Origin of the sequence: Campylobacter concisus (genome assembly GCF_050447485.1) — a bacterium.
GTDB lineage: Bacteria > Campylobacterota > Campylobacteria > Campylobacterales > Campylobacteraceae > Campylobacter_A > Campylobacter_A concisus_BQ.
The window spans coordinates 709,945-722,681 of the sequence record NZ_JALMFY010000001.1 but is presented as its reverse complement, the minus strand read 5'-3'; the positions used below and the strand labels follow the sequence as shown (position 1 = coordinate 722,681).

The 12,737-nt window shown below is 40.9% G+C and carries 14 protein-coding genes and 1 pseudogene; 14 read left to right on the top strand and 1 reads right to left on the bottom strand.

The features are described 5' to 3' along the window. The first annotated feature begins 1 nt into the window (after position 1). The 8 genes from flhF to mnmA are packed head-to-tail and all read left to right on the top strand — an operon-like array spanning position 2 to position 6,859. Positions 2-1,360: a flagellar biosynthesis protein FlhF gene (flhF, locus tag MTT29_RS03710; RefSeq protein ID WP_103647133.1), complete on the top strand. Its 1,359-nt coding sequence runs from the start codon at positions 2-4 to the stop codon at positions 1,358-1,360. Further along, positions 1,353-2,219: a P-loop NTPase gene (locus tag MTT29_RS03705; RefSeq protein ID WP_103566316.1), complete on the top strand. Its 867-nt coding sequence runs from the start codon at positions 1,353-1,355 to the stop codon at positions 2,217-2,219. The genes flhF and MTT29_RS03705 overlap by 8 nt, the downstream gene beginning before the upstream one ends. A gap of 13 nt (positions 2,220-2,232) precedes the next feature. Then, positions 2,233-2,577, top strand: a complete 345-nt coding sequence (locus MTT29_RS03700; protein WP_012140116.1) for a hypothetical protein — start codon at positions 2,233-2,235, stop codon at positions 2,575-2,577. Beyond that, positions 2,549-3,253: an RNA polymerase sigma factor FliA gene (locus MTT29_RS03695; protein WP_004317527.1), complete on the top strand. Its 705-nt coding sequence runs from the start codon at positions 2,549-2,551 to the stop codon at positions 3,251-3,253. Before MTT29_RS03700 ends, MTT29_RS03695 begins: the two co-directional genes overlap by 29 nt. Further along, positions 3,253-4,356, top strand: coding sequence for a flagellar motor switch protein FliM (gene fliM, locus MTT29_RS03690; RefSeq protein WP_012140115.1), 1,104 nt, complete (start codon positions 3,253-3,255; stop codon positions 4,354-4,356). Before MTT29_RS03695 ends, fliM begins: the two co-directional genes overlap by 1 nt. Further along, on the top strand, positions 4,346-5,200 hold the full coding sequence (fliY, locus tag MTT29_RS03685) for a flagellar motor switch protein FliY (RefSeq protein ID WP_103566319.1): 855 nt from the start codon (positions 4,346-4,348) through the stop codon (positions 5,198-5,200). Before fliM ends, fliY begins: the two co-directional genes overlap by 11 nt. Further along, positions 5,200-5,790, top strand: coding sequence for a TIGR00730 family Rossman fold protein (locus MTT29_RS03680; RefSeq protein ID WP_429799788.1), 591 nt, complete (start codon positions 5,200-5,202; stop codon positions 5,788-5,790). The genes fliY and MTT29_RS03680 overlap by 1 nt, the downstream gene beginning before the upstream one ends. A gap of 16 nt (positions 5,791-5,806) precedes the next feature. Beyond that, the gene (mnmA, locus tag MTT29_RS03675; RefSeq protein ID WP_429800453.1) at positions 5,807-6,859 is read left to right on the top strand and encodes a tRNA 2-thiouridine(34) synthase MnmA; all 1,053 of its coding nucleotides are present in this window, start codon (positions 5,807-5,809) and stop codon (positions 6,857-6,859) included. Here the strand turns inward: mnmA and MTT29_RS03670 are convergent. Continuing rightward, positions 6,846-7,208: a DUF488 domain-containing protein gene (locus MTT29_RS03670; RefSeq protein WP_009294214.1), complete on the bottom strand. Its 363-nt coding sequence runs from the start codon at positions 7,206-7,208 to the stop codon at positions 6,846-6,848. The two genes, mnmA and MTT29_RS03670, sit on opposite strands and share 14 nt — an antisense overlap. A gap of 173 nt (positions 7,209-7,381) precedes the next feature. On the opposite strand from MTT29_RS03670, the gene MTT29_RS03665 reads away from it, so the two are divergent. The 6 genes and pseudogenes from MTT29_RS03665 to MTT29_RS03640 all read left to right on the top strand — a co-directional run. Next, positions 7,382-8,311 carry a ribose-phosphate pyrophosphokinase gene (locus MTT29_RS03665; RefSeq protein WP_004317514.1) on the top strand — a complete coding sequence of 310 codons (930 nt, stop codon included), beginning with the start codon at positions 7,382-7,384 and terminating at the stop codon, positions 8,309-8,311. A 134-nt stretch (positions 8,312-8,445) separates the two neighbouring features. Beyond that, on the top strand, positions 8,446-8,952 hold the full coding sequence (locus MTT29_RS03660) for a YqhA family protein (RefSeq protein WP_429799787.1): 507 nt from the start codon (positions 8,446-8,448) through the stop codon (positions 8,950-8,952). Between the two features lie 92 nt (positions 8,953-9,044). Next, on the top strand, positions 9,045-10,067 hold the full coding sequence (gene hemE, locus MTT29_RS03655) for a uroporphyrinogen decarboxylase (RefSeq protein WP_021087376.1): 1,023 nt from the start codon (positions 9,045-9,047) through the stop codon (positions 10,065-10,067). Beyond that, a complete protein-coding gene (locus MTT29_RS03650; protein WP_429799786.1) occupies positions 10,057-10,971 on the top strand; it encodes a radical SAM protein in 915 nt (304 codons plus the stop codon). Before hemE ends, MTT29_RS03650 begins: the two co-directional genes overlap by 11 nt. Positions 10,972-10,974: 3 nt before the next feature. Then, positions 10,975-11,793: a pyridoxamine kinase gene (locus tag MTT29_RS03645; protein WP_103614358.1), complete on the top strand. Its 819-nt coding sequence runs from the start codon at positions 10,975-10,977 to the stop codon at positions 11,791-11,793. 148 nt (positions 11,794-11,941) lie between these two features. Next, positions 11,942-12,736 (top strand): annotated as a pseudogene (locus tag MTT29_RS03640) (cache domain-containing protein); the annotation flags it as partial. Between the last annotated feature and the right edge of the window lies 1 nt (position 12,737).

Sequence of the window (12,737 nt, the reverse complement as noted above, 5' to 3'; positions counted from 1 at the left end):
AATGGCTACAAAATTTCATACTTTTACAGGCGAAAGCACCATCGAGGCTTTGAAAAAGGCTCAAGAAGCGTGCGGCGAGAAGGCCATACTCGTTACCACAAAGCAAATTCAAGCCAAAACGATAAACAAAAAGCCGCTTTATGAAATTTTAGTAAGCGTCGAAGAAGACGAGGTAAAGCAGCCGCCAAAGCCAAATGTAAAAGCAATAAATTATGAAAATGCCTACTCTAAATTTAGTAAAAACTACGAGCCGCCAAAGCCAAAATTTGAGATAAAAGAGGAGCCTGCTAAATTTGAAGCAAAGACGACGTCGCCTGAGCCTTACGATCCAAATGAGAGCGTGCTTTTAAACATCTCAGACGTCGCAAAAGAGATAAGCGCGATCGCAAATGTCGATATGAACGAGATCAAAGAGCCAAATACAAATGGCATGAATAAAAAAATAGACGACGTGGCAAAGCAAGTAAGCGTGCTAAGCGAGAAAATAGGGCTGATAACTGACATGATCTGGGACGAAAAAGCACCAAATCGCAACAATCTCTCGATCCCGCCAGAGTTTGCTACTATCTATAAGCTCGCAAAACAAAGCGGCATGAAAGAGGAGCATCTAGAGGCGATCATGCAAACGACGCTTGAAAATTTGCCAGTCTCTATGAAAAACAACCCAACTGCGGTAAAAAGGTACTTTTACTCACTTTTGCGAAATATGCTGCCTTGCAGAAAAGAGCTCGGTGACAAAAAACAGCGCATAATGATGCTAGTTGGTCCAACTGGAGTTGGCAAGACGACGACTCTTGCAAAGCTCGCGGCTCGTTTTGCATACGGCAACGAAAAGCGCTATAAAACGGGCATCATCACGCTTGATACGTACCGTATCGGAGCGGTTGAGCAGCTATTTCAGTACGCTAAGATGATGAAGCTACCGATCCTTGACGTCATAGAGGTCGAGGACTTTCAAAACGCCATAAAACAGCTTAGCTACTGCGACGTGATACTAATCGACACTACTGGAAATTCGCAGTACGACAAAGAAAAGCTTGAAAGACTTGATAAATTTTTAAAGCATAGTGGTGCAAAGATCGATGTAAATTTAGTCCTCTCAGCTGGCTCAAAGGTCGAGGATCTAATAGAAATTTATAATGGATTTTCATTTTTAGAGATCGACACTTTAATAATTACCAAATTTGACGAGACCAAAATTTTTGGTAACGTCTTTTCGCTCATATATGAGACAAACACGCCAGTTAGCTACTTTAGCGTGGGTCAAGAGGTGCCTGATGATCTTGTAGAGGCAAAGAGCGAATTTTTAGTAGAGTGCGTGTTTGACGGCTTTACAAAGCAAAAGGCTAGCGATGAATAACCAAGCGCAAAAACTACAAAATTTAGTCCAGTCTCAAAATAAGGCTAAAAATACGCATTTTATAGCGATTACAAGCGGCAAGGGCGGCGTTGGCAAGAGCACGATAAGTGCAAATTTGGCAAATATCTTGTCGCAAAATGGCTATAAAGTAGGGCTTTTTGACGCTGATATTGGCCTTGCAAACCTTGATGTTATTTTAAATGTTAAAATGGGTAAAAACCTGCTTCACGTGCTAAAAGGCGAGTGCAGTCTAAAAGATATCTTGATACCTATAAATAAGAATTTGATCCTTATCCCTGGCGAGAGCGGCGATGAAATTTTGAAATTTAACAATCAGTTTTTATTTGAGAGATTTTTAGATGAGGCTAGCGAGCTTGATGGGCTTGACTTTTTGATCATCGACACTGGAGCTGGCATAGGTGGCAGTACGCAGCTCTTTTTGGAAGCAGCAGACGAGGTTGTCGTGGTAACTGTGCCTGACCCTGCGGCGATAACTGACGCGTATGCTGTCATAAAGATCGTCTCAAGGTTTAAAAATAACGAGCTTCTGCTTTTAAATATGGTAAAAAACGAGGCTGAGGCCACTAGAATTTATGAAAATGTAAAACGAGTGGCAAATGCAAATATCGGACCAAGCTTAAATTTAGAGCTAATTGGCTACGTGGCTTCTGATAAGAGCGTGGCAAGGAGCATAAAGCAAAGGACACTCTTTACAGATGACGAAGCTTACGGCTCTGCTAGCGTGCAGATCAAACAGATTGCTTCGAATTTGCTTTATAGGTTGGAACGAAAAGTGCTTAAAGATGAGCAAAGCAGGAGCTTTGGGGGCTTCTTTAAGCGTTTGATAGAACAATTTTAATGGAGATTGAGCTTTGCGTGCAGAAAATTTTATAGCATTTTTTACGGTTTGTGGATTTTTCATAGGCATAGTTTTTACCTTGCTAAAGGTGAGCGAGCCTATCGAAATGCTCGTTTATACGCTAGTTATTACTTTATTTTTTTACCTTATAATTCACATCGTGATAATGAACTATGTCGATGTAAAAAGGACTTTGAAGAAATTTTTTGACAAGCAAAGACATGAGGAGATCGCGGACTATCTCATCTCTGAGCTAAACGTTAGGGAAAAACGGATGGAAAATATCATGCTAAAAGTAACCACCGAAAATTTAGACTCTGGTAAGCAAAATGTACGAACTAAAGCAAAAGCAGCTTAACGCTTATAAAAGCACCATTAAAAAAGAGCAAGACGAGATCGTCTTAAAATACATGCCAGCTCTGCGTGCAATGGCGTTTAGACTAAAGGAGCGCTTGCCTTCAAGTATCGACGTAAATGATCTTATAAGCGTTGGCGTTGAAGAGATGATAAAGCTTAGCAGGAAGTATGACAAAGAGCAAAACGACTCATTCTGGGGATATGGCAAAAAAAGAATTTATGGCTCGATGCTTGACTACCTTAGAGCGCTTGATGTTGTTAGTAGAAGCGACAGAAAGCTAGTAAAGAGCATAAATACCGAGATAGATAACTACTTTAACACACACGAAGAAGAGCCAAGCGACGAGTATCTGGCTGAAAAGCTAAATGAAGATATCGAAAAGATAAGAGAGGCAAGGGGCGTTAGTGGCATCATAACCATTTTGCCAATCGATGAACAAATGGAGCTAATCGGTCAAAGCGATGTTGAAAAAAGCGTAGAAAAAGAGGATCTTATCTTAAAGATCGAAAGCGCGCTAAAAGACTTTGATGAACGCGATCAGATGATAGTTCAGCTTTACTACTACGAAGAGCTAAATTTAAAAGAGATCAGCGAGATAATGAATATCAGCGAGAGTAGAATTTCGCAAATTCATAAACGTTTGCTTGATCGCATCAGACGCAGCTTGGGGGTTTAATGGCTGATATTTTAAGTCAAGAAGAGATAGATGCACTACTTGAAGTCGTCGATGAAGACGGCGATACGAGCAATATCGAGATAGAAGAGAGCCCACAAGGCGAGCAAAAGCAGATCATTATCTATGACTTCAAGCGTCCAAACCGCGTCAGTAAAGAGCAGCTTCGTGCGATAAAAGGTATCCACGACAAGCTTGCTAGAAACCTAGCTAGTCAAATCTCAAGTGTTATGAGAAGTATCGTCGAGCTTAGACTTCATAGCGTCGATCAGATGACATACGGCGAGTTTTTGATGAGTTTGCCAAGCCCAACTAGCTTTAACGTCTTTTCTATCAAGCCACTTGATGGAAACTGCATCTTAGAGATAAATCCAAGCATAGCATTTCCTATGATAGATCGTTTGCTTGGCGGAACTGGCGAAAATTTCGAGGCAAACAGAGAGCTAACTGACATTGAGGTAAATTTACTCGATGCGGTGCTTAGGATGATCATGCAGCGCCTAAAAGAGAGCTGGTCGATGATAACTGATATGTATCCAAACGTCGAGGCAAAAGAGAGTAGTCCAAATGTCGTGCAGATCGTATCTCAAAACGAGATCGTCATCATGGTCGTCATGGAGATCATCGTTGGTGGCTCAAGTGGTATGATAAATTTATGCTATCCAGTCATCTATCTAGAGCCGATCCTATCGCGCCTTGCAAACAGGGACATCATGCTTGGCGAAACTAGCGCTAAAAAGAGTAGAAACAAAGAGCTAAAAACGCTAATAGGCCGCGCTGAGGTGCTTTATGAGGCGATCCTTGGTAAATCAATCGTTAGCGTAAATGAATTTTTAAATTTAAAAGAGGGCGATATCTTAAGGCTTGATAGAGGCGCTGATGATAAGGCGATCGTTTGCATCGATAAAAAAGAGGTATTTTTGGCTGAAGTTGGGCTTCATAGATTTAGAAAGTCTATCAAGATCGAGCAGCTAATCCGCTCTGACAAAGACGAGATCAAACACATCCTAGAAAAATACGAAGAAGAGCGAAAAGCAAAACTAATGGCATACGACGAGGCCAACGAACACAACAACGAAGAAGAGAGCGAAGATAATGACGAATGAATTTTTTAACATCTTTTCAAATGAACTAAAAGCGACCATCGAAGGGCTAACTGGCAGAGCACCAGAGATCGGCGAGAGAAATGAATTTGATGCGCCAGCGCAAAATGGCATAAAACCGCCAGTTGTCATGGCTAGTGTGACATTAAGTGGTGACATCAATGCAAAAGCAGAGATCGCTTGTACGCCGGTGCTCATAAGCGCGGTTAGCGAGTGGATGATGGGCGAGGAGGAAATTTCACGTAATGAAAACCTCGGAAGCGACGAGCTTGATGCTGCAAAAGAGATATTTTCAAACCTCTTTAGCGCCTTTAGCACCTCTCTTGGAGCGCAAAAGGGCATGCCAAAGATCAGCTTTGAGGTGATAAATGTAAATTTCTTAGATGAAAACTCATCGCTTGATTTTAGCGTTTTTGAAAAGCTTTTTTTGTTTAACATAAAGATCGAGGATCTAAATGAGCACGTGGCTTTTGTCTGCGATCACACGCTTATGAGATTTTTTGAGCCTGCTAAAAGTGAGCCAGCAGATGGCGCAAAGGCTCAAGCTGCTCCTCATGCACTAAAGGGCGAATTTAGCGCAGAAGAGATGAGAAACATCGGCCTTATCATGGACGTAAGGCTACCAATGCGCGTTCGTATCGGCTCAAAAAGGATGCTCTTAAAAGATGTGCTCACTATGGATATAGGCTCAGTCATCGAGCTAAATCAGCTAGCAAACGACCCGCTTGAAATTTTGATAGGAGATAAGGTGATAGCCCTTGGCGAAGTGGTCATAATAGACGGAAACTTCGGCATCCAGATCACACAGATAGGCTCAAAACGCGAGAGGCTTCAGCAGTTAAAATAATGAATGAATTAGTAAATGATCTCTTAAAATTTCCAAGCGTTTTAAAGTATAAAAATAAAAATGTAACCTTCTTTGGCTCGGCTAGATTTGATGAAGAAAATTTCTATTGCAAAAAGGCATACGAGCTAGCTTACAAGCTAAATGAGCTAGGTTTTGCCATCTTAACTGGTGGAGGCGATGGCATAATGAGGGCGGCAAACAAGGGTGCGTTTGATAGCGCAAAATCCCCTAGCGTCGCACTAAACGTGAGGCTGCCGTTTGAGCAAAATACAAATCCATACGTCACTGCAAAATATCTCTTTTCAAATTTAAGCCCAAGAAAATTTGCCCTAACTGATAGCTCTATCGCATTTGTCGTCTTTCCTGGTGGATTTGGCACGCTTGATGAGCTATTTGAAATTTTAGTCCTAGCTCATGTTGGCAGCAAAAAAGTGAAAATTTTCCTTTACGGCTGCGAGTTTTGGCAAGGTCTTGATAAATTTATACGCGAGACGCTAGTTTGTGAAAAGACTATAAACAAAGAGGATATAAATTTATACAAGATCACCGACGATCTAGAGCTTATCGCAAACGAAATTTTGGCTATTTAAAAATAAGATATAAAATATCGCCTTTAAATTTAAAAAAGGTAAAAATATGAAAATAATGGTTGCAATGAGCGGCGGCGTAGATAGCACGATGACGGCTAAATTTCTGCAAGAGGCTGGACATGAGGTGCAAGGCTGCTACATGATGCTTCATCAAAAGCCAGGATATCACGAAGAAAACATCAGAAAAGTCAAAAAAGTGGGCGAATACCTTGGCATCAAAGTGCATATCCTCGATCTGCAGGATAAATTTAACGAATATGTCTATGATCCATTTGTGAGGCTATACAAAGAGGGCAAAACGCCAAATCCTTGCGCCTTGTGTAATAAATTTATAAAGCTTGGTGCGCTACTTGACTTTGCAAAGGCAAATGGCTGCGAGAAGCTTGCTACTGGGCATTACGTGCAGGTGGTTGATGGTTTTATAACCTGCGCCAAAGATCCTAGCAAGGATCAAAGCTACTTTTTAGCTCAGGTGCCAAAAGAGGTGCTAAAAGATGTCATTTTCCCGCTTGGGGATAAATTTAAAAAAGATATAAAAGAGTTAGCAAGAGGCGTAAAAGTGCTTGAAGAGTTTGCTACTCAGGCAGAAAGCAGTGAAATTTGCTTTGTGGAAAATACCTACATCGAGGTTTTAAACAAGCACTACAACACAAATTTACCAGGCAACGTGGTAGATAAAGACGGCAATATCATCGGCCGCCACCAAGGCTACATGCACTACACTATCGGCAAACGCCGTGGTTTTGAGGTTTTTGGCGCTCATGAGCCACACTTTGTCATCAAGATAAATGCCGATAAAAACGAGATCGTTGTCGGTAGCAAGGACGACCTTGCTCAAAAGGTGGTCGAGCTTGAAAATGTAAATTTATTTATCGATGAAGATAAATTTGAGTGCGAAACCAAGATAAGATATAGAAGCCCTAAACTTGAGGCTTTTGTAGAGGTTGATAAAGCTAACAAAACCGCAAAACTAACGCTAAATCAAAACGCACTTGGCGTAGCGCAAGGTCAGCTTTGCGTGATGTATGATGGTGATCGCGTCATCGCAAGTGGCTTTATAAAGAGCTAAGCGCCTCTTTTATCACCTTAACGTGGCTAAATTCTGGCTCTTTGACAGCAGTTAGAAGCGCCACGTTTTTATACTCTTTTTCTAGCTTCTTAAGCTCTTTTAGCCCCTCTTGCTCCTCTTTGCCATTTAGCTCTTGCCTAAATCTTTTGCAAAATTCATCAAACCTAGCCTCCTTATCCTCATGAAACCATGACCTTAGCTCGTTTGATGGAGTGACTGATTTTAGCCAGATGAAGCTAGAAAAGATCTCTTTTTTCACGCCTCTAGGATATAGTCTATCGATAAAGACACCTTTAAAACTCTCGTCGTCGCTTTTAATAAAGTCGTAAATTCTACATATCTTAAACATGTTTGTTACCTTAGTCCTCATAAATTTATAAATATAAAACGGTTTAAAAATTTGGTGTAAATTTTGCCTTTTGGAGTATAAAATTTGGCTAAAATTAGTTGGTAAATAAATTTAAATTTAAAGCTCATTTTGATAAAATCCCAACATAAAAATCACTAAAAAAGGTTACTATTATGAGAGGCTATAAAATTTTCTCAGGCACCGCAAATATCGAGCTTTCGAAGAAAATTTCGCAATATTTGTCGCTTCCACTCAGTGAAGCTAGCATTAAAAGATTTAGCGATGGTGAGATCAGCGTGCAAATCGGCGAAAGCGTGCGTGGAAAAGATGTCTTTGTCATCCAGCCAACATGTGCCCCAGCAAATATAAATTTAATGGAGCTTCTTATCTTAACTGACGCTTTAAAACGCAGCAGCGCAAGCTCTATAACAGCGATCGTGCCGTATTTTGGCTACGCTAGACAAGACAGAAAAGCAGCCCCTAGAGTGCCGATCACTGCAAAACTTGTGGCAAATATGATGCAAACAGCAGGCATCGATAGGGTCGTTACTATGGACCTTCACGCAGGACAAATTCAAGGATTTTTCGATATCCCAGTAGATAACCTTTATGGAAGCATCATCTTTAACGACTACGTAAAAGCTAAAAATTTACCAAATCCAGTCGTCGCAAGCCCAGATGTAGGCGGCGTGGCTCGTGCTAGAGCCTTGGCGAAAAATCTAAATTTGCTAGATATGGTCATCGTTGATAAACGCCGCGAGAAAGCAAATGAGAGCGAAGTGATGAACGTGATTGGCGATGTTAAGGGCAAAGATGTGATCTTGGTCGATGATATGATCGACACCGCTGGCACTATCGTAAAAGCAGCTGAAATTTTTAAAGAGCGCGGCGCAACTAGCGTAATGGCGTTTTGCACGCATCCAGTGCTTAGCGGACCAGCCTATGATAGGCTAAAACTTGGCTTTTTAGATGAGCTAGTGGTGACTGATACGATCCCATTAAAAGAAGAACTCCCTTGTATAAAAGTGCTAAGCACAGCTTCACTCTTTGGCGAAGTGATACGCCGTGTTTATCACAACGAAAGCGTAAATAGCTTGTTTTAATATCATCCCAGCTTTGTCTGGGATGCTCCTTTTTGCCAGATAAGCTCAATTAAAATTAATTAAACATAAGCCTCTAAATTTAAGGAAAAAACTATAAAATACCCCCTTTTTAAATTTCATAAAAAGGGTTTTTATTGCGTAAAATATTTGAGAGAATTTTGCTTACAAGCAACAGTTTCACGCTTTTTCCAGTAGTTTTTGGCCTTTTAGGTGTGATCGTGCTTTTTATCATCGCAAGTTATGATGTCGGCAAGGTGATTTTAGAGGTTTATAAATATTTCTTTGTTGCAGATTTTCACGTTGAAAATTTCCACTCAGAAGTCGTTGTCGAGATCGTTGGAGCGATCGATCTATACTTGATGGCGCTTGTTCTTTATATATTTAGCTTCGGAATTTACGAGCTTTTCATCTCAGAGATCACACAGCTAAAGCAGTCAAAGCAGAGCAAGGTGCTTGAAGTGCATTCGCTTGATGAGCTAAAAGACAAGCTTGGCAAAGTGATCGTCATGGTTTTAATCGTAAATTTCTTCCAAAGAGTGCTTCACGCAAATTTCACAACTCCGCTTGAGATGGCCTATCTTGCGGCTTCTATCCTTGCACTTTGTCTTGGACTTTACTTTCTTCACAAGGGAGATCACTAAAATTTTAAGCGTTCTTACGCTTAAAATTTCTCCTACATCTTTTCTTTAGCTATTTTTGGATAATATCCATTTAAAAATTTAAAGGAAATTTGATGATTTTTATAGACGCTTGCCTTAAAAAACCTACGCCATACACGCCTGTTTGGATGATGCGCCAAGCTGGTAGATATCTACCAGAATATATGGCTGTAAGAGCTAAAGCAGGGGACTTTTTATCACTTTGCAAAGACTATAAAAAGGCTAGCGAGGTCACGCTTCAGCCAGTTGATATCTTGGGCGTTGATGCGGCTATTTTGTTTAGCGACATCCTTGTCGTGCCTCTTGAAATGGGTATGGATCTGCGCTTTGAAAAGGGCGAGGGACCAGTTTTTACAAAGCCTTTGCGTGATGAGGCCGCACTTGATGCACTTAGTATCGAAAGATCAGTCAAAAGCTTAGCATACGTCTATGACACGATCAAACTTACAAGAGAAAATTTAGCCAAAGATAAGGCGCTAATTGGCTTTTGCGGCGCACCATGGACGATAGCTACATATATGATAGAGGGTGGAGGCAGCAAAAACTATGCGGTCTGCAAAAAGATGCTCTATGAAAATCCAGAATTTTTACATCAAATTTTAGAAAAAGTGACGCAAGCGCTCATCCTTTACGTCAAAGAGCAGATAAAAGCTGGCGTAAATGCGGTGCAAATTTTTGACAGCTGGGCGGCTGCGCTTGAAGAGCAGGCATATTTTGAGTTTGGATTTAACTACATAAACAAGATAGTTGATAGCGTCAAGGCTGAGTTTCCAGATATCCCAGTCATCGTTTTTCCAAAAGGTATCAGCGGATATCTGGATAAAATTTCAGGTAAATTTGATGTTTTTGGCGTTGATTGGAGCACGCCGATCGAACTAGCGAAAGAAAAACTTAGCCCAAGATACGTCCTTCAGGGCAACATGGAGCCAACAAGGCTATATAGCAAGAAGGCGATCGATGAGGGCGTGGATAAAATTTTAAGCACGATGAAAGGCGCACCGCATATCTTCAACCTTGGTCATGGGATCTTGCCAGATGTGCCAGTTGAAAACGCAAAATATTTCATAAAAGAGGTTCAAAGAAAAAGTGCAAGATAGCACTCCGGTCTTTGGGCCGATAAATTCGCGCCGTTTTGGCATGAGCCTTGGCATCGATCTAAGCCCAAAGCAAAAATCATGCAATTTTGACTGTGTTTATTGCGAGCTAAAGGGCGCAAAGCCGGTTGAAGAGATAGAAAATCCACCAAGCGTTAATGAAATCATAAGCGCTTTGAAAGAAGCATTAAAAGCTCATCAAAACATCGATGTCATCACGCTTACAGCAAATGGCGAGCCAACTCTTTATCCGCACTTAAAAGAGCTGATAGCAAAAGTAAATGAACTAAAAGGCATGGCAAAAACTCTAATCCTAAGCAACGGCTCAGGCGCGAGAGATCAAAAAATTTGTGAAGCCTTGCAAGGGCTTGATATAGTGAAATTTAGCCTTGATAGCGCCGTGCAAAGCACATTTAAAAAGATAGACCGCAATAAAAGTGGTATAGAAGTTAGCGAGCTTATAAAGGCAATGGCTAAATTTCGCAAGAAATTTAAGGGCGAGCTTGTGCTTGAAATTTTGGTCGTGGCTGGATTTAACGACAAAGAAGAGGAATTTATAGCGCTTAATGAGGCTATAAATGAGATAGCTCCGCACCGAGTGGATGTGGGTACGATAGATCGCCCGCCAGCTTACAACGTAAAAGGCGTTGATGCTAGTAGGCTTGAAGAGCTAGCAAGCAAGATAAAAGGCGTGCCAGTCACCATAGCTAGGGCTCACAAGATAGAGCAAAAGTATGAATTTAGCAAGAGTGAAATTTTAGCCATGCTAGAGCGCCGTCCGCAAACTATGGCAAATGTCGAAGAAAATTTCTCAGAGCACTCAAAGCAAATTTTAAACAGCCTTTTGCAAGACGGCGTGGTTTGTCAAACTGACGTTGCTGGCGTTAAATTTTATAAATTAAGATGATAGATGAAGCGAATTTTAACTATACAAGACATCTCGTGCGTGGGCAAATGCTCGCTCACCGTCGCACTTCCCATAATCAGCGCCCAAGGCATCGAGGCATGCATCTTGCCAACGGCACTGCTCTCAACTCACACTGGCTTTAAAAATTTCACTTTTCGTGATCTAACTGATGAATTTGACGCTATAACGCAGGTTTGGCACAAAGAGGGCATCAGCTTTGATGGAATTTACACTGGATTTTTAGGTAGTTTTAGGCAGCTTGAGCTTATAGAAAAGGTCTTTGCTGAGTTTGATAGCGGCTCTTTGCTAAGGCTTGTGGATCCTTGTATGGGCGATAATGGTAAGCTCTATCACGGCTTTGATGAGAAATTTGTGGCAAAGATGAGAGAGCTTTGCACAAAGGCACACGTCATCACGCCAAACATAACTGAGGCAAGTTTTATGTGCGAAAAGCCATTTTTAAGCGAGGGATACGGCGAGGACTACATTTTGGAGCTACTTGAGGGCTTGGCTAGTTTTGGCGCGCGAAAGATCGTTTTAAAGGGCATTATGTTTAGGCAAAATGAGTGTGGCATCATAGCTTACGATGCAAATACGAAAGAGAAAGTGGAGTATTTTCACGAGTATTTGCCCTTTCACGCAAGCGGCACTGGAGATATCTTCGCTTCAGTGCTTTTTGGCTCGCTCATAAATGGTGAAAGCATGCAAAATGCTATCAAAAAGGCAGCAAATTTTGTGCTTGAAAGCATCAAGATCACGCTAAAAGATGATAATCGCACAAGCTATGGTGTGCAGTTTGAAAAGTTGCTTAGAAATTTTTAGCACTTTAAGGCAGGGAGTGATTTAAATTTGTGTCATTATAACCCATCAAAGTGACATAGTTAAAACAAAATTTCATATTTATTTAAATTAATTTTACTTTTATATAAAAAGTTGAATAATTACGCAAATATTGATCAAGGAGTGATTTATGAAGTCTTTAAGGATTAAAATTTCTGTTATTTTGACAGCTGTGATCGTGCTGCTACTAATCGGCGTTAGCCTCATTAGTTACAACATAGCTCGCAACCTATATACAGAAAAAGTTGTGAAAGATGAGCTGCCACTAGCTGTCTCTAACGTTGCAGGTGAGATCGGCTATGCCATAGACAAGATCATCAACACCTCTTATCAGATGACCAAAAACGACTATCTTCTCAAGTGGATCGACGAGGGCGAGCCAAAGGACGGATTAGCAACGCTTTTTAACTACAACACCGACCTTATGAAGGCGTTTAACCTCTCAACGGCGATGTTTGTCTCCGATAAAACTCTAAACTATTACACAAACGACAAAATTTTAAAACAGCTTAGCAAGGATAATCCACGTGATAGCTGGTACTTTGACGTTAAAAATGGCAAAGAGGTAAATTCTCTAAACATCCAAGTCTCAGAAGCTACTGGCTCGCTAACACTTTATGTAAATAGCAAGGTTGAAAAAGACGGCAAATTTTATGGCGTCAGCGCGATAGGCATGAACCTTGATGACATCGTAAATTTAGTCACCTCAAAAACCATGGGTGAGGGCAGTAAATTTTTAATGGTTGATTCAAGCGGTATCGTAAAGATAGAAAAGAGCGACAGGGTCGGCAAAGTAAATGTAAAAGATGTCCTTGGCAAAGAGAAATTTGATGTCTTGATGAATAAAAATGGCGGCGTCATCCGTCACTTTAACGGCACGAGAAATTTGATAATTGGCTCAAAATATATCCCAAGCCTTGATTGGT